A 14,351-nucleotide genomic window follows, 5' to 3' on the forward strand; every position below is an offset into this window, starting at 1 on the left:
GGAACTCAGGAGTTGAGGTACGCGAGGACGGCGAGCACCCTGCGGTGCCCGCTGTCGCTCTGCGGCAGGCCGAGCTTCGCGAAGACGTTCCCGATGTGCTTGTGCACCGAACGCTCCGTGATGACCAGGGTGGTGGCGATGGTCGCGTTGTCGCGGCCCTCGGCCATCAGCTGCAGCACCTCGCGCTCGCGCGGCGTCAGCGTCTCCAGCGGCCCGCCGCCGCGCCCCTTCGACATCAGCTCGGTGACCACCTCGGGGTCCAGCGCCGTGCCGCCCGACGCCACCCGTTCCAGCGCCGCGAGGAACTCGTCGACCCTGCCCACCCGGTCCTTGAGCAGATAGCCCACCCCGTGCGCGCCGCCGCCGAGCAGCTCCGCCGCGTACGTCTCTTCCACGTACTGCGAGAGCACCAGCACCGGCAGCCCCGGGTGCTTCTCGCGGGCGGCGAGCGCGGCGCGCAGCCCCTCGTCGCGCAGGCCCGGCGGCAGCCGTACGTCGAGGACGGCGACGTCCGGTTCGTGCTCCAGCAGCAGCGGCAGCACCTCGGGCCCCGAGGACGCGACGCCCACCACCTCGTGGCCCGCCGAGGTCAGGAGCAGCACGAGGCCCTCCCGCAGCAGGGCGTTGTCCTCGGCGATCACCACACGCACGGCAGTTCCACTTCCATCGTGGTCGGCCCCCCGTCGGGGCTGGTCAGCACGACGGTACCGTCCAGCGCCGCGACCCGGCGGCGCACTCCCAGCAGTCCCGTGCCCCGGCGCTCGTCGGCGCCGCCCGCGCCCTCGTCGCGGACATGGACGCGCAGCAGGCGCGGGGTGCGGGAGAGGGCGACGGAGGCGTGCCGTGCGCCGCTGTGCTTCGCCGCGTTCGACAGGGCCTCGGCCACCACGAAGTACGCCGCGGCCTCCACGGCGGCGGGGGCGCGGGCCCCGTCCTCCTCGGGCCCGTCCGCCAGCCCCTCCGCGGTCACGCCCACGTCGAGCCCGCTGCTCGCGGCCAACGCCCGTACGGCACCGACGAGTCCCCGGTCGGTCAGCACGGGCGGGTGGATGCCGCGCACCACGTGCCGCAGCTCGGCCAGCGCCTCCTCGGCCTGGTCCTGCGCGTCGTCGAGCAGCTTGCGCGCGGCCGCCGGATCGCTGTCGTACGCCCGCCGGGCCAGCCCGATCCGCATCGACAGGGCGACCAGGTGCGCCTGCGTGCCGTCGTGCAGATCGCGCTCGATGCGCCGTAGTTCGGCGCCGTGCGCCGCCAGCGCCCCCGCCCGCGTCTCGGCCAGCTCCGCCACGCGCTCGGTCAGCGCCCGGTCGGCGGGGGAAGGGGAGAGCAGCGCGCGGGACAGCCCGGCCTCCAGCGAGGCGAGCCGGGGGAGGAGCGGCAGTGCCACCGGCCGCTGCCGCGCCAGCCCGCACCACACCCCGTCCACGAGCAGCGCGACGGGGAAGAGCGCCATCCCGATGTAGAACAGCACCAGCCCGTAGAACGTCTGCGCCACGAGCCATGCCAGGTCGCGGCGGGTACCGGGGTCGGTCACCGTGTTCCGTACGCGCGCGACGAGCGTGCCCTCGTCCAGCGGCAGATAGCTCTCGGGCACGGACCGTCCCGACCAGGCCGCCGTACGGCGCCGCTCGGCACCGGCCAGCAGCCGTACGGCGCGTACCGCCTCCGGCAGCATCCCCGCGCCGATCACCAGCAGACAGGCGGTGAGCGCGACGAGCACCAGCCCGACGGCGACGTACCCGACGACGCTCAGCCCCGCTCCGACCAGGAGATGGACCAGCGCGCGGTCTGCGTTACGGAGGGCCTGACGCATGGTGATCAGTCTAGGGTTCGGGTGCGCGGCGGTCGGTGGAGCCAGCTCCACCATCGGTCGGGGTGCCCGCACCGTGCCCCGCGCGGGACGGAACCGGCAGGCTGGGAACCGTTCGCAGCCGGGGCCGCAGTCCAGCGCCCCGGCGGTACGGACGACTCACCGACGGAGGAATTCGCGTGCGCTCCCTGCTCTGGCTGGTCCTGTCCCTCGCCGTGGTCGGCAACGTGTTCATCGGCGTCGCCGTGTCCGGCGGCCTCACGCAGATCGTGCTCAGCTCGGTCTCCGGCCTGTGCGTGCTCGCCTGCGGGATCGGGCTGTACGTGACGCGGGACCGGAACGGCGCGGACCACGGCATGGTCTGAGCGTGGGTGTGGGTGTGGGTGTGGGCGTGGTCCGAGCCTGCCGTCCGGGGTGAACGTTCCGCCCCCTCACCGAGGAGGCAGGCCCTCCAGGGGGTGCTGGGCGTGGGTGCGGTAGCTGATGCGGTGTGCGGTCGCGAACCCGGCGAGCATGCCCGCGCCGGTGGTGACCTGGGTGAAGCTCAGCGCGTTGCCGACGCACGACACGGCCGCGAGCGCGGTCAGCGCCGTGCCCGCCGTCAGCACCACGGCCGTCGGCCGGGGCGAGTACCAGAGCGCGAGCAGCACCCAGCCGAACGCCGCGCCCAGCAGCGCGACTCCGGGCAGCCCCTGCTCGGAGCCCACCTGGAGCGGCGCCGAGTGCGGCTTGCCGTCGGTGTCTGCCTGCTGCCCCGCCGTCTTGCTCGTCTCCCCGAAGCTGTCGGGCCCCGACCCCAGCAGCGGATGGTCACGGACGGTCGCGAGGGCGTCCTCCCACAACTCCACGCGGTGCTCCGTGAGCTGGCCCTCCAGCGAGGACGAGAGTCCGTCGGGAAGCGACCGTTCCGCCACCGCCCAGGTCGTCCCGGTGGCCAGCGCGACCGCCAGCACGAGCCCGGCGAACGCCGGGCCCCGGCGCCGGAGCCGCCCCGCGGCCAGCGCGCACAGCACCACGCCCGCCGCCGCGGTGAACCCCATCAGCGACTCCCACGCCAGGCCCACGCTCGCGATGAGCCCGCCGAGCAGGAAGAGCAGGACGCGCCGGAGCCCGCCCTTCGGGGCCGACCACGCGGCGCAGCAGGCGGCGCCCACGGAGAGCACGAGCAGCGCGGCCGTCGCGCCCGCGCGCCCCTGCGGCACCGTGGGGGCCGTGCCCGGAACGGCGTCGGGGGAGGCCAGTGCCAGTGTGAGGCCCACCAGGGAGGCGAGCGCGGGCGCGCCGACCGGGAGCAATGAGCCGAGGATCCGCCCGCAGGCGTAGCCCGCGCCGACCGCCAGCACGGCGAGCAGCACGCCTTCCGGGCGCGCGTCGCGCCCCGCGGCCGACAGCAGCGCCCATCCCGCGCAGGAACCCAGGACGAGGACACCCGCGACGTCCGGGACCGTGCTGTCCCGTTCCCGCGGTCCCCGCGCCGGGGGCGAGCCGAGCGCCGGTGACGCCATTCCCGTACGACCCCCCGAAGGCACGGCGGACGGCGCCGTATCACCACGCTGTGACACGAGCCGCGACTTAGGGTGCCACCGTAGCCCCTGATCTGACGCTGCGTAGAGGGATGGCCAGGAATCGTGAGCAACGTGGTCCGGGTGCCGGACCACGTAGGGTCGCCGTATGGCAACACCCGACTTCATCCGTGACCTGCGTGTCAGCGCCGGTCACCAGCTCCTCTTCCTCCCCGGCGTCAGCGCCGTCGTCTTCGACGACACCGGACGGGTCCTGCTCGGCAGACGCGCGGACACCGGGGACTGGTCGATCATCGGCGGCATCCCCGAGCCCGGCGAACAGCCCGCCGACTGCGCGGCCCGCGAGGTGTGGGAGGAGACCGGCGTCCGCTGCGTGCCCGACCGCGTGGTCCTCGTGCAGTGCCTGGAGAAGCCGGTCACCTACCCCAACGGCGACGTCTGCCAGTTCATGGACGTCACGCTGCGCTGCACCGCCACCGGCGAGGCCGCCCGCGAGGCCCGTGTGAACGACGACGAGTCGCTGGAGGTGGCCTGGTTCGACGTGGACGACCTGCCGCCGCTCAGGGAGTTCGCCGTGTTCCGCATCCAGCAGGCGGCGGCCGAGGGCCCGGCCTGGTTCGAACCGGCCACGCTCCAGCCGTAACGCGCTGCCGCGCCGTCGCGCCCTCGGCCCACGGCGAGGGGAAGTCAGACCTTCCGGTAGCCGTACGCCTCCTCGGCCGCCGCCGCCACCGCGTCCAGGTCGGCGCCGCCCGCCGCCGTGACCACGGCGGCGACGGCTCCCTCGACCAGGGGCGCGTCCACCAGGCGGGTGGGCTCGGGGAGTTCGTCGCCCTCGGCCAGCAGCGCCTTCGCCGTGAGCACCGCGCTGCCCAGGTCGACGAGGAGGGCGATCCCGGCCCCGTCGTCCACCCGCGCCGCGGCCTCGGTGATCAGCTCGGAGCTGGTGCCGAGGCCGCCGTCCGGCAGCCCTCCCGCGCCCGTGACCGGCGCGTCCGGCACCCCCGCGAGCGACGCGGCGAGCCGCGCGACGGAGTCCGCGACCTCGGCGCTGTGCGAGACCAGCACGATCCCGACCCGGCCCATGTCACTCACCCCCGCCCTCGCCAGCGCGCGCGAGCGCGCCGACCAGCAGCGCGGCCGAGGTCGCGCCCGGGTCCTGGTGGCCGACGCTCCGCTCGCCCAGATAACTGGCCCGGCCCTTGCGCGCCAGCAGCGGAACGGTCGCCTCCGCGCCCTCCGCCGCCGCCGTGGACGCGCCGTCGAGGCCCTTGGGCATCGCCTCGACCGCGGGCAGCAGCGCGTCCAGCATCGTCTTGTCGCCCGGGGCCGCGCCGCCGAGCTGCGCCACCGCGTCGACGCCCGTACGCAGCGCCTCCGCCAGCTCGCCCACGCTCACCGACGGCGCGTCACCCAGGGCCTTGCCCGTACGGCGCAGCAGCGTCCCGTACAGCGGGCCCGAGGCGCCGCCGACCGTCGAGACCAGCTTCTTGCCCGCGAGCCTCAGCACCGCGCCGGGCGTCTCCGGCCTCTCCGGCGCGTCCTCGGCCAGCGCCGTCCGTACCGCGTCGAAGCCGCGCCGCATGTTGGTGCCGTGGTCGGCGTCGCCGATGGCCGAGTCCAGCTCGGTCAGCCGGTCCGCCTCCCGGTCCATGTCGTCGGCGGCCTCCCGCATCCAGCGCGTGAAGAACCCGGCGTCCAGCGATTCCCCGCTCACCACAGCCCCTTCCTGCTCGCCTGCCCGTCGTTCCCCGCCGGGCTCACAGACCCCACCGCAGGCCCGGCGTCCGTACGGGCGCGTCCCACAGCCGCAGGATCTCCTCGTCGGCCCGGCACAGCGTCACCGAGGCGCCGGCCATGTCGAGCGAGGTGACATAGTTCCCGACGAGCGTACGGGCGACGGGCACCCGGCGCTCGCCGAGCACCCGGTGCACCTCGGCGGCGAACCCGTACAGCTCGATCAGCGGCGTGGCGCCCATCCCGTTCACCAGCGCGAGGACGGGCGCGTCGGGGCGCAGGTCCTCCAGCACCGCGTCCACCGCGAAGTCCGCGATCTCCCCGGACGTCATCATCGGCCGCCGCTCCCGGCCCGGCTCGCCGTGGATCCCGATGCCCAACTCCAGCTCACCGGCCGGGAGATCGAACGTCGGGCTGCCCTTCGCGGGCGTCGTGCACGCGCTCAGCGCCACGCCGAAGCTCCGCGAGGACTCGGCGACCTGCCGCGCCACCGCCTCCACCCGCTCCAGCGGAGCTCCCTCCTCCGCCAGCGCCCCCGCGATCTTCTCGACGAAGAGCGTGGCGCCCGTACCGCGCCGCCCCGCCGTGAACGTGCTGTCCGTGACCGCCACGTCGTCCTGCACCAGCACCTTGGCGACGCGCACGCCCTCGTCCTCGGCGTCCTCGGCGGCCATGTCGAAGTTGAGGACGTCACCCGTGTAGTTCTTGACGATGAACAGCACCCCCTCACCGCTGTCCACGGCCGCCGCGGCCCGCACCATCTGGTCCGGCACGGGCGAGGTGAAGATCTCCCCGGGGCACGCCGCGTCGAGCATCCCCAGCCCCACGAACCCCCCGTGCAACGGCTCGTGCCCCGACCCGCCGCCCGACACCAGCGCGACCTTCCCCGACACGGGCGCGTCCTTCCGCACCACGACCCGGTTCTCGACATCGACGCTCAGCTCCGGATGCGCGACGGCCATCCCCCGCAACGCATCGGGAACGACGGACTCGGGGACGTTGATCAGCATTCTCATGTGTACCTCCAGGGGAGGCTAGCAGCGGCCGCTGCTAGCGGGGAAGACGCTGGTCAGGCTGGGTTTCACCAGTTATCGATCTTGGCGGTGGGTGGCGGCCCGGAGCGGGCTCTGGCGGGGCTGATGCTGACCTCTTGCTGAGTTTCCTGATGGGATGTCAGGTAGGCATCTCGTCGCTGACGGCGCGTAGGGGGTGCGGCCAGTATCGAAGACAACGCCGCGTTTGTGCCTCCGGTGGATGTGTTCGGCAGTCCATCGTGTGGCGTCGATGGGTGGCCGGTACCGTCCTGGGTAGGAGCTACACGACCTGCCAGTCACCACGGTCGATCGCCTCGACAAGCGTTGTGTCGGAGACGCCGAGCTGCTGCAGGACCAGGGCAGCGACCAGGGTCTGGGCAAGCCGGGTCAGGGAGAGTAGCTGTGGGGGCGTTGGCCGTACCGCTCCGTGAGCGAGGTTGTTCCGCACCTTCGCCATAACTGCCCATACGTCGCGGGGATTCTCGAAGACAGTATCGAGTGGGGCGGGCAGGGGGTCGACCCGAGCGTGGATGCGTTCCTGCAGTGCCGGGGAGAGACTTTCAGCTAGTTGGCGCATGCGTTCGTGTAGTGGGTAACTTCCTACGGTATCGATCCATTGCTTGAGCCACTGGATATCACCATCATCCACTGCCGTGCATTCCGTGAGCCTGCGCAGAACGGCTTTGCGCTCCCTTTGGAACTCCTTCTTGGGGATCGGCCCGCTACCGTATTTTGTCGCATGATAACTCTCGATGGCGGGAACCAGGGAGAGAAATTGAGTTTTTGGAGTCATGGCCTCCCGTAGTGCGGTTATGAGGAGGTCGAAGAAGGTGTCGTAGTCCTCCCCCAGACTTCGCCAGCCGCTCAGAAGGTCGGCCAGTGATACTCCTCCAGGTCCGAGGCGCAGTAGCGGGGCGAGCACGCCCGGCTCAGGAGATTCGGCGTCGAACGGTTCCTGGGTGACCTCTGAAGAAAATACCTGGGCGCTGTAGCGGGGGCTGCCGCAGGTGAGACGAGCCCAGCAGATCGGCTGCTTCCGTACCGTTACGAACGTGGTGATCTGTGTCAACGGCCGAATGTAGGTGTCGATCCACTCGTCTGCGGTTCTTGGAACCCCACGGATGCTCACTACTGGATACGAGGAGAGGTGGTATCGATACCCGCGGTCGTACTTGAGGTCGGCTATATAATCGAGTGACAGTGAGTCACCAGATGCGGTCGTCCACTCCTGATCTGCCTCGCCGCTCCAGGCTGCGGAGAATTGCCGTTCGGTTGATCCACCCCGGACCGGCATCGAGAATTCTGTGAACGCCCGGACTCCTGAAATCTCTGTCAGACCGCCGACTTGGAACTCGACCGAGTCGAACAGCAACTCATCTGCCTCAGGAATTCCCAGCCCGATCAGTGCCATGCGTGCACTGAGCCTAGCTTGCTCTGGGAAAAGATAGGTGACCTTTGCGTCCAGCAGAACCACATCCTGGTTGGTGCGCAACCGTCCGCGCAGGCGAGGGAATTCGGCCACGTGTGGTGAGAAGCGTCTGGTCACTGAGCCGGAGCCATCGGTCTCGGAGGTCCATACTCCTGGCGCGTCGAAGACCGAGCCTTGGGGGCGTTGGCTACCTGCCAGCACCAACTCCCCCGGTACGGTTCCGTCGTTGACCGACCATGTGCAGGCGTATTCACCGGTGGAGACCTGCAGCTTCTTCATCTCAGTAGGTTATGAGAAGTGCGCCGTCGAGTGGTACTCATCGGCAGCCCGCAAGTTCGTTGCTATGTTCTGGCATCGGCCTCGGGGAACATCGGTACAGCGGTTAACGCTAAGCCGGTGATCATGGCCTCTACCACGGGCAGCAGGCCCGGCGGCGAGGTTCGGCGGAAGATCCCTAAGAGCCTGCGGGCGCCGATAGCTTCGCGTCCATGCCAGTGGAGTTCCTGACCGATGAGCAGGCGGCGTCGTACGGCAAGTTCAACGAGGAGCCGACCCGGCCGGAGCTGGAGCGGTTCTTCTTCCTCGACGACGAGGACCGCAAGCTCATCGCGAAGCGGCGCGGGGACCACAGTCGGCTCGGGTTCGCTCTCCAGATGTGCACCGTGCGCTACATCGGCCGCTTCGTCCCGGATGACCCGCTGGACGTGCCGTGGGTCGTGGTCGAGCACCTGGCCGTGCAGCTCGGCATCGAGGACGTCTCGTGCGTGAAGCGGTACACCGAGCGCAAGCCGACGCCGTACGAGCACGCGTGGGAGATCCGGGACGCCTACGAGTACCGCGAGTACGAGGATGCGGAGTGGTCGCGCCGGTTCCGGACGTTCCTGCACGGGCGGGCGTGGACGCACGCCGAGGGGCCGGTGGCGTTGTTCAACCAGGCGGTGGGCTGGTTGCGCCGGCATCGGGTGCTGCTGCCCGGGGTGAGTGTGCTGGCGCGGCAGGTGTCGGAGGCCCGGAAGGTCGCGGAGAAGCGGCTGCACGCCACGGTCGCGGGCGCGGCCCGCCGCGCCGACCCGGCGCTGCCGGGCGAGTTGGTGGCGACCTTGAAGACGCCGGAGGGGGCGCGGTTCTCGGAGCTGGAGCGGTTGCGTCGGCCGCCGACGCGGACGACGGGGACGGCGTTCGCCCGTGCGCTGGAGCGGGTGGACGAGATCGGCGCGTACCGGCTCGGTCGGCTGCGGCTGTCGCAGATCCCGCCGAACCGGATGGCCGCGCTGGCCCGGTACGCGCTGGGCTCGAAGGCGCCGCTGCTGGAGCGGGCGGCGGAGCCCAAGCGCACGGCGATGCTCACCGCGGTGATGCGGCACCTGGAGGCGAAGGCCATCGACGAGGCCCTGGATCTCTTCCAGGTCCTGATGGCCACCCGGCTGCTGAACGCCGCGAAACGGAAGACGGAGAAGGAGCGGCTGTCGACGCTGCCGCAGTTGGAGAAGGCATCGCGCACGCTCGCGCGGGCGGCGAAGGTGCTGTTCGAGGAGCTGGAGCTGGTCGAGGAGCACGGCGCGGACCTGGACGTGGCCGCGCTGTGGGCGGCGGTGGAGGAGGTCGCCCCGCGTGCCGCCGTGATGAGCGCGGCGGCCACCGTGGTGACCCTGGTGCCCGAGGACGAGAACACGGCCGACGTCGCGATGCGGGCAGTGCTGGCGACTCGGTACGCCACGGTGCGCCCGTTCCTCGCGTTGCTGGGTGAGTCGAAGGCGCTGGACGCGGCGAGTGCCGGGAAGCGGGTCCTGGCCGGGGTGCGCGCGCTGCCGGCGCTGGCGCGGCGGAAGGTGGGGGTCAAGCCGCTGCTGCCGCGTGAGGTGGACGACAAGCTCGTGCCGCCGGCGTGGCACAAGGCGGTGTACGCCAACCCGGATCTGCCGCAGGGCGCGGTGGACCGGGACGCGTACGTGGTGTGCGTGCTGGAGCAGTTGCACCGGGCCCTGAACAACCGCGACGTGTTCGCCTCGCCCTCGCACCGCTGGTCCAACCCGCGCGCCCGTCTCCTGGAGGGCCCGGACTGGGACGCGGTCGAGGAGGACGTCCTGGCGGCCCTGAGTCTGGACATGCCCGTCACCGAGCACCTGTCGGAGTTGGTGCGGGGCCTGGATGCCGGGTGGAAGCAGCTCGCCGAACGTTTGGAGGAGGCGGGGCCGGCGGCGAAGGTCTCCATCGAGGTGCAGGACGACGGGCGGGTGAAGCTGCACGTCGACAAGCTCGGCGCGCTCGGCGAACCGAAGTCCCTGATCTGGCTGCGCAAGCGGGTCGAGAAGATGCTCCCGAAGATCGACCTGCCGGACCTGCTGTTCGAGGTGAACGCCTGGACCGGGTTCCTCGACGCCTTCGTGCACCTCGGCGACGGCACGACCCGGATGAAGGATCTGCCCACCTCCATGGTCGCGCTGCTGGTCTCCGAGGCGTGCAATATAGGCCTGACCCCGGTGGTCAACCCCGCCCACGAGGCCCTGACCCGGGCCCGGCTCGTGCACGTCGACCAGTACTACCTGCGCGCCGACACCATCGCCGCGGCGAACGCGCGGCTCATCGCCGCCCAGGCCGATATCCCGATCGTGCAGTTCTGGGGCGACGGGCTGCTCGCCTCCGTGGACGGGCTGCGCTTCCAGGTTCCGGTGCGCACCATCAACGCCGCCCCGTCACCGAAGTACTTCGGCTTCAAGCGCGGCATCACCTGGCTCAACGCCGTCAACGACCAGGTCGCGGGCATCGGGCAGATGGTCGTCCCCGGCACCCCGCGCGACTCCCTGCACATCCTGGACGCCCTGCTGAACCTCGACGGCGGCGTCAAGCCGGAGATGGTGGCCACCGACAACGCCTCGTACTCCGACATGGTGTTCGGCCTGTTCAAGATCCTCGGCTACAACTTCAGCCCGCGCTTCCGCGACCTGGACGACCAGCGGTTCTGGCGGGCCACCCTGCCCGGCGTCGAGACCGGCAGCTACGGCCCGGTGGAGGACCTGGCCCGCAACCGGGTCAACCTGAACAAGGTGATCACGCACTGGCCGGACATGCTGAAGGTCGCCGGGTCCCTGGTCACCAACCAGGTCCGCGCCTACGACCTGCTGCGCATGTTCGGCCGCGACGGCCGTCCCACCCCGCTGGGCGCGGCGTTCGCGGAGTACGGGCGGATCGCGAAGACCGAGCACCTGCTGCGCGTGGTCGACCCGGTGGACGACACCTACCGCCGTCAGATGAACCGGCAGCTCACCGTGCAGGAGTCCCGCCACAAGCTCGCGCGGGACGTGTGCCACGGCAAGCGCGGCACCATCCACCAGGCGTACCGGGACGGCATGGAGGACCAGCTCGGCGCGCTCGGTCTGGTCCTCAACGCCATCGTGCTGTGGACCACGAAGTACATCGACGCCGCCGTCACCCAGCTCCGCGCCGAGGGGCACGAGGTCCGGGATGAGGACATCGCACGGCTCTCCCCGCTCAAGCACCGCAACCTGAACCTGCTCGGCCGCTACAGCTTCACCGCCTCGACGCCAGCGGCCGGCGCCCTGCGCCCGCTGCGCGACCCGGAGGCGCCGGAGCTGGACGAGGACGACGACGGAGCTGGGGCGGACTAGTCGTGGCCGGTCAGGGCGGTGATGAGCTTGCGGGCCCTCGCCTTGGTCAGCCGTTTCGCAGCAGTCGCGCAGTGTGGCCGAGGCGTACGCGGGGCGATGCCGCTGCCCTTGATCACCTTGACGAACTCGGTGTCGAACCGCTCCTTGCCGACCTTCTCCGCAAGCGTGGTCAGGTACTGACGCGCAGGTGCTGGTCCGCAGGACACAGTGGGCCTGCGGACGGGAAGGCTGCCGCGGTTCGTGAGGCAGTACGCGGACGTGCACGGCGTACTGCGCGAGGCGGCCCGGGGCTTCGCGGCCGACATGGCGGCGGGGACGTTCCCGGCAGCAGAGCACACCTTCTGACCGGAGCGGACACGTCAAGGGGCGGGCGAGCGGCCTCCAGTCGCTCGCCCGCCCCTCTTTCCAGCAAAGGGTCAGCGCGGCTCGGTCGCCGGCCAGGCGCGGGGGTAGGGCACGCGCAACGCCTCGGGCGCCACGGGGGTGTGGTCGGCGGCGGCGTGGAGGCGGCCGTCGCGCAGGACTATGGCCCCGCTGCCGAGCATGGTCGTGACCAGTTCATTGGCAAGGGCCTCGGCGGCCACGTCCAGGAGACGGGCGGCGTCGGTCAGCCAGGTGCGGGCGGTCAGGTACGGCTCGACCTCGTCGGCCGGGATGCCGCCGCGGATCATCAGGGCGAAGGCGAAGATGCGGCGCGCGCCGTACCAGATGGCTCCGTCCGGGTCGTCGACGAGCCGCTGGGCACGGCGCAGGGCAACGTCGAACGCGGTTGCGGGGTCGGCGGGGATCGGGCCGTGCGAGGGCAGGATCACCCGGGGGGCGAGGCCGGCCATCCGCTTGAGGGAGGCGAGCGCGGTCGTGGCCGCGTCGAGGCCGTCGAGCACGAGGTTGACCCAGCCGACGTCGTAGTCCGACAACGCGTCACCGACCACGAGGAGCCGCTCGTCCGGCTGCCACAGCGCCAGATGGCCCGGAGTGTGCCCGGGAGTGCGGACGACCTCCCAGTCGCCGTCCCCGAGACGCAGGCTCTGCCCGTCGTCGAGGGCGAGGTCGGCGGTGTACGGGGCGACGGGCTGGTCGAGGTATTCGGCCGCGCAGCAGCCGGGATCCCGGCGGGTGATCGCCTCGGCCTCCGGGGCGCCGGCGGCGATGGTGGCGCCCCGGGCCTGGAGGACGGCGTTGCCGCCGACGTGGTCGGAGTGCCAGTGAGTGTTGACGACCAGGTCGATGTTCCCGGCGTGCGCGCGGGCCCAGGCGGCGGTCTCCTCGGCGTGGCCGACGAAGCCGGTGTCGACCAGGCCCGGCCGCCGGCCGGGCAGCAGGAGGGTGTTGGCGTCGGGGAAGGGGCGCTGCCACCACGTGATCCAGGACGGCAGGGCCGGCTGGGTGCTCACGGGGCGGCCCTGTTCACGCGGATCAGGGTCTGCTGGCCATTGGCGACGAGCTTGCGGGCGCCATCGGCATGGACGCCGTAGACCTCCAGATGGCAGACGGTCAGGGTGCGTCCGGGCTTGAGGACGGTGCCGATCGCTTCGAGGTGGTCACCGGCGGCGGGCGCGAGGAGATTGATCTTGTACTCGACGGTGAGGACCTCGCAGTCCTCGTCGAACAGGGTGAGCGCGGCGTACCCTCCGGCGCTGTCGGCGATGGCACTGGTGGCGCCCGCGTGGACGTAGCCGTGCTGCTGGGTCACCTCGGGGCGGGCCGGGAGCACGATGTGTACCCGGCCGGGCCCGATGTGGGTGATCCGTGCGCCGAGGTGGGACATCAGGCCCTGCAGGTCGAAGCTGTCCTGGATACGCTTCTGCACCGCGGGGCTCGCCTGTTCCTGCTGCATCCGGTCTTCCACGGGCGTGCTCTCCTTCGGGTCCATGTCAGGTGGGGCGGGACGGGTTCCTCAGACGGCCAGGCGTTCCACCAGCAGAAGGGCGCCGATGGCGATCATCATGGCACCGCTGATCCGGGTGACGATCCGGGCTGCCGAGGGCCGGGTGCTGAGAACCGTGCGGGCGAGGATGCCGACGGCGAGGTAGACCACGGCGCACGCGGTCAGGTGCACCGTGCTGAGCAGCCCGGTCTGCGCGGCGACCGGCCAGCCGGTGGCCGGGTCGATGAACTGCGGGAACAGCGAGAAGTACAGCAGCAGCGCCTTCGGATTCAGGCCGCTGATCCCGAACCCCTTCAGCAGGACCCGGAGGCGGGAGGTGTCCGCGCTCTCGCCTGCGGCCGCCGGGACGGCCGGCTCCCGCAGGACGCCCCAACCGAGCCACAGCAGGTAGCCGGCGCCCGCCACGGTCAGGGCGGTGAGCGCGGACGGGGAGCTCGCCACGATCACCGCCAGGCCCGCGACGGCCACCAGCGCGTAGGCGGCGTGTCCGGCGATCAGTCCGGTGACAGCCGGGAGCACCGAGCGGCCCCGCAGCCCGGCGGAGATCGCATAGGCCCAGTCCGCGCCCGGCGTGAAGACCAGCAGCAGGTCCACCGCCAGGAAGGCCGCCAGCGTCGTCGTGTCCATCGGTCCCTCTCGTACGTCTTGCTCTGGAGGGAACGCTAGGCCGAATTTGCCCGAAAGTGTTTGCGTCTTTACCTCATGATCGCCATTTTTGGGGGAGAATCTTCTGCGTGGATGCCTTGGATCGGAAGATTCTTACCGAGCTGCAGCTCGACGGCCGCCTGACGGTCACCGAGCTGGCCGCCCGCGTGCAACTCAGCGTCTCGCCCTGCCACCGCCGGCTGCGTGACCTCGAACGCGAGGGCGCGATCCGCGGCTACCGGGCCGTGGTCGATCCGGCGGCCGTCGGCCTGAACTTCGAGGCCCTCGTCTTCGCCACCCTGCGCTGGGAGACCCCCGACACCGTCACCGCCTTCGAAGAAGCCGTGACCGCCGTCCCGCACGTGCTCCAGGCCCAGCGCCTGTTCGGTGAGCCCGACTACCTGCTGCGGGTCGCGACCACCGACCTGGCCTCCTTCCAGGAGCTGTACGACCAGCAGCTCGCCCGGCTCCCCGGCGTCCAGCGCCTGACCTCCACCCTTGTCATGAAGAACGTCGTCCAGGACAGGCCGCTGCCCGAATAGGCCGCACCCGGCCCGGGGTGCTTGAGCTCGCCACGATTCGGAGTGTGTCCCCGTTGTAAAGCGCCGGCCCGGCCTGACGCGGCTGTGGCTGATGAGGACAGACTTGTCCGCCGTCAC

Annotated in this window: 16 protein-coding genes; 5 read left to right on the plus strand and 11 right to left on the minus strand. The window is 71.3% G+C overall.

The annotated features are described in order from the left end of the window. Nucleotides 1–5: 5 nt before the first annotated feature. Both ACGF3A_RS16585 and ACGF3A_RS16590 read right to left on the minus strand, forming a co-directional pair. Nucleotides 6–650, minus strand: a complete 645-nt coding sequence (locus ACGF3A_RS16585; protein WP_393730238.1) for a response regulator — start codon at nucleotides 648–650, stop codon at nucleotides 6–8. Continuing rightward, complete coding sequence (locus ACGF3A_RS16590) at nucleotides 638–1,813, minus strand: sensor histidine kinase (protein ID WP_393730240.1); 1,176 nt, start codon at nucleotides 1,811–1,813, stop codon at nucleotides 638–640. Before ACGF3A_RS16590 ends, ACGF3A_RS16585 begins: the two co-directional genes overlap by 13 nt. Before the next feature lie 176 nt (nucleotides 1,814–1,989). Here ACGF3A_RS16590 and ACGF3A_RS16595 point away from each other — a divergent pair, with 176 nt between their 5' ends. Next, complete coding sequence (locus ACGF3A_RS16595; protein WP_393730241.1) at nucleotides 1,990–2,175, plus strand: hypothetical protein; 186 nt, start codon at nucleotides 1,990–1,992, stop codon at nucleotides 2,173–2,175. Nucleotides 2,176–2,241: 66 nt separating this feature from the next. On the opposite strand, the gene ACGF3A_RS16600 is transcribed toward ACGF3A_RS16595, so the two are convergent. Continuing rightward, on the minus strand, nucleotides 2,242–3,315 hold the full coding sequence (locus ACGF3A_RS16600; protein WP_393730243.1) for an O-antigen ligase family protein: 1,074 nt from the start codon (nucleotides 3,313–3,315) through the stop codon (nucleotides 2,242–2,244). A gap of 166 nt (nucleotides 3,316–3,481) precedes the next feature. Between ACGF3A_RS16600 and ACGF3A_RS16605 the strand changes: the two genes are divergently transcribed. Next, nucleotides 3,482–3,976, plus strand: a complete 495-nt coding sequence (locus ACGF3A_RS16605) for an NUDIX domain-containing protein (protein WP_393730245.1) — start codon at nucleotides 3,482–3,484, stop codon at nucleotides 3,974–3,976. 44 nt (nucleotides 3,977–4,020) lie between these two features. On the opposite strand, the gene dhaM is transcribed toward ACGF3A_RS16605, so the two are convergent. The 4 genes from dhaM to ACGF3A_RS16625 all read right to left on the minus strand — a co-directional run bounded on the left by dhaM (nucleotide 4,021) and on the right by ACGF3A_RS16625 (nucleotide 7,812). Beyond that, a complete protein-coding gene (gene dhaM, locus ACGF3A_RS16610) occupies nucleotides 4,021–4,419 on the minus strand; it encodes a dihydroxyacetone kinase phosphoryl donor subunit DhaM (RefSeq protein ID WP_393730247.1) in 399 nt (132 codons plus the stop codon). Nucleotide 4,420: 1 nt separating this feature from the next. Continuing rightward, on the minus strand, nucleotides 4,421–5,008 hold the full coding sequence (dhaL, locus tag ACGF3A_RS16615) for a dihydroxyacetone kinase subunit DhaL (protein ID WP_393730720.1): 588 nt from the start codon (nucleotides 5,006–5,008) through the stop codon (nucleotides 4,421–4,423). Between the two features lie 85 nt (nucleotides 5,009–5,093). Next, nucleotides 5,094–6,086, minus strand: coding sequence for a dihydroxyacetone kinase subunit DhaK (gene dhaK, locus ACGF3A_RS16620; RefSeq protein WP_393730249.1), 993 nt, complete (start codon nucleotides 6,084–6,086; stop codon nucleotides 5,094–5,096). Nucleotides 6,087–6,384: 298 nt separating this feature from the next. After that, complete coding sequence (locus ACGF3A_RS16625; RefSeq protein ID WP_393730251.1) at nucleotides 6,385–7,812, minus strand: HEPN domain-containing protein; 1,428 nt, start codon at nucleotides 7,810–7,812, stop codon at nucleotides 6,385–6,387. 209 nt (nucleotides 7,813–8,021) lie between these two features. On the opposite strand from ACGF3A_RS16625, the gene ACGF3A_RS16630 reads away from it, so the two are divergent. Beyond that, on the plus strand, nucleotides 8,022–11,159 hold the full coding sequence (locus tag ACGF3A_RS16630; protein WP_393730253.1) for a Tn3 family transposase: 3,138 nt from the start codon (nucleotides 8,022–8,024) through the stop codon (nucleotides 11,157–11,159). Here ACGF3A_RS16630 and ACGF3A_RS16635 read toward each other — a convergent pair. Then, the gene (locus ACGF3A_RS16635) at nucleotides 11,156–11,365 is read right to left on the minus strand and encodes a hypothetical protein (protein ID WP_393730255.1); all 210 of its coding nucleotides are present in this window, start codon (nucleotides 11,363–11,365) and stop codon (nucleotides 11,156–11,158) included. The genes ACGF3A_RS16630 and ACGF3A_RS16635 overlap by 4 nt on opposite strands. A gap of 34 nt (nucleotides 11,366–11,399) precedes the next feature. Here ACGF3A_RS16635 and ACGF3A_RS16640 point away from each other — a divergent pair, with 34 nt between their 5' ends. Beyond that, nucleotides 11,400–11,504 (plus strand): hypothetical protein, encoded by a 105-nt coding sequence (locus tag ACGF3A_RS16640; protein ID WP_393730257.1) that lies wholly within the window; start codon nucleotides 11,400–11,402, stop codon nucleotides 11,502–11,504. Between the two features lie 71 nt (nucleotides 11,505–11,575). Here the strand turns inward: ACGF3A_RS16640 and ACGF3A_RS16645 are convergent, their stop codons facing one another. The 3 genes from ACGF3A_RS16645 to ACGF3A_RS16655 are packed head-to-tail and all read right to left on the minus strand — an operon-like array spanning nucleotide 11,576 to nucleotide 13,674. Continuing rightward, the gene (locus ACGF3A_RS16645) at nucleotides 11,576–12,553 is read right to left on the minus strand and encodes an MBL fold metallo-hydrolase (protein ID WP_393730259.1); all 978 of its coding nucleotides are present in this window, start codon (nucleotides 12,551–12,553) and stop codon (nucleotides 11,576–11,578) included. Further along, nucleotides 12,550–12,996, minus strand: coding sequence for a PaaI family thioesterase (locus tag ACGF3A_RS16650; RefSeq protein WP_393730722.1), 447 nt, complete (start codon nucleotides 12,994–12,996; stop codon nucleotides 12,550–12,552). Before ACGF3A_RS16650 ends, ACGF3A_RS16645 begins: the two co-directional genes overlap by 4 nt. A gap of 60 nt (nucleotides 12,997–13,056) precedes the next feature. Further along, complete coding sequence (locus tag ACGF3A_RS16655; protein ID WP_393730260.1) at nucleotides 13,057–13,674, minus strand: LysE family translocator; 618 nt, start codon at nucleotides 13,672–13,674, stop codon at nucleotides 13,057–13,059. 107 nt (nucleotides 13,675–13,781) lie between these two features. Here ACGF3A_RS16655 and ACGF3A_RS16660 point away from each other — a divergent pair, with 107 nt between their 5' ends. Continuing rightward, nucleotides 13,782–14,234, plus strand: coding sequence for an Lrp/AsnC family transcriptional regulator (locus tag ACGF3A_RS16660; protein ID WP_393730262.1), 453 nt, complete (start codon nucleotides 13,782–13,784; stop codon nucleotides 14,232–14,234). Nucleotides 14,235–14,351 lie beyond the last annotated feature (117 nt).

The organism is Streptomyces sp. NPDC048172, assembly GCF_043202595.1.
Lineage (GTDB): Bacteria > Actinomycetota > Actinomycetes > Streptomycetales > Streptomycetaceae > Streptomyces.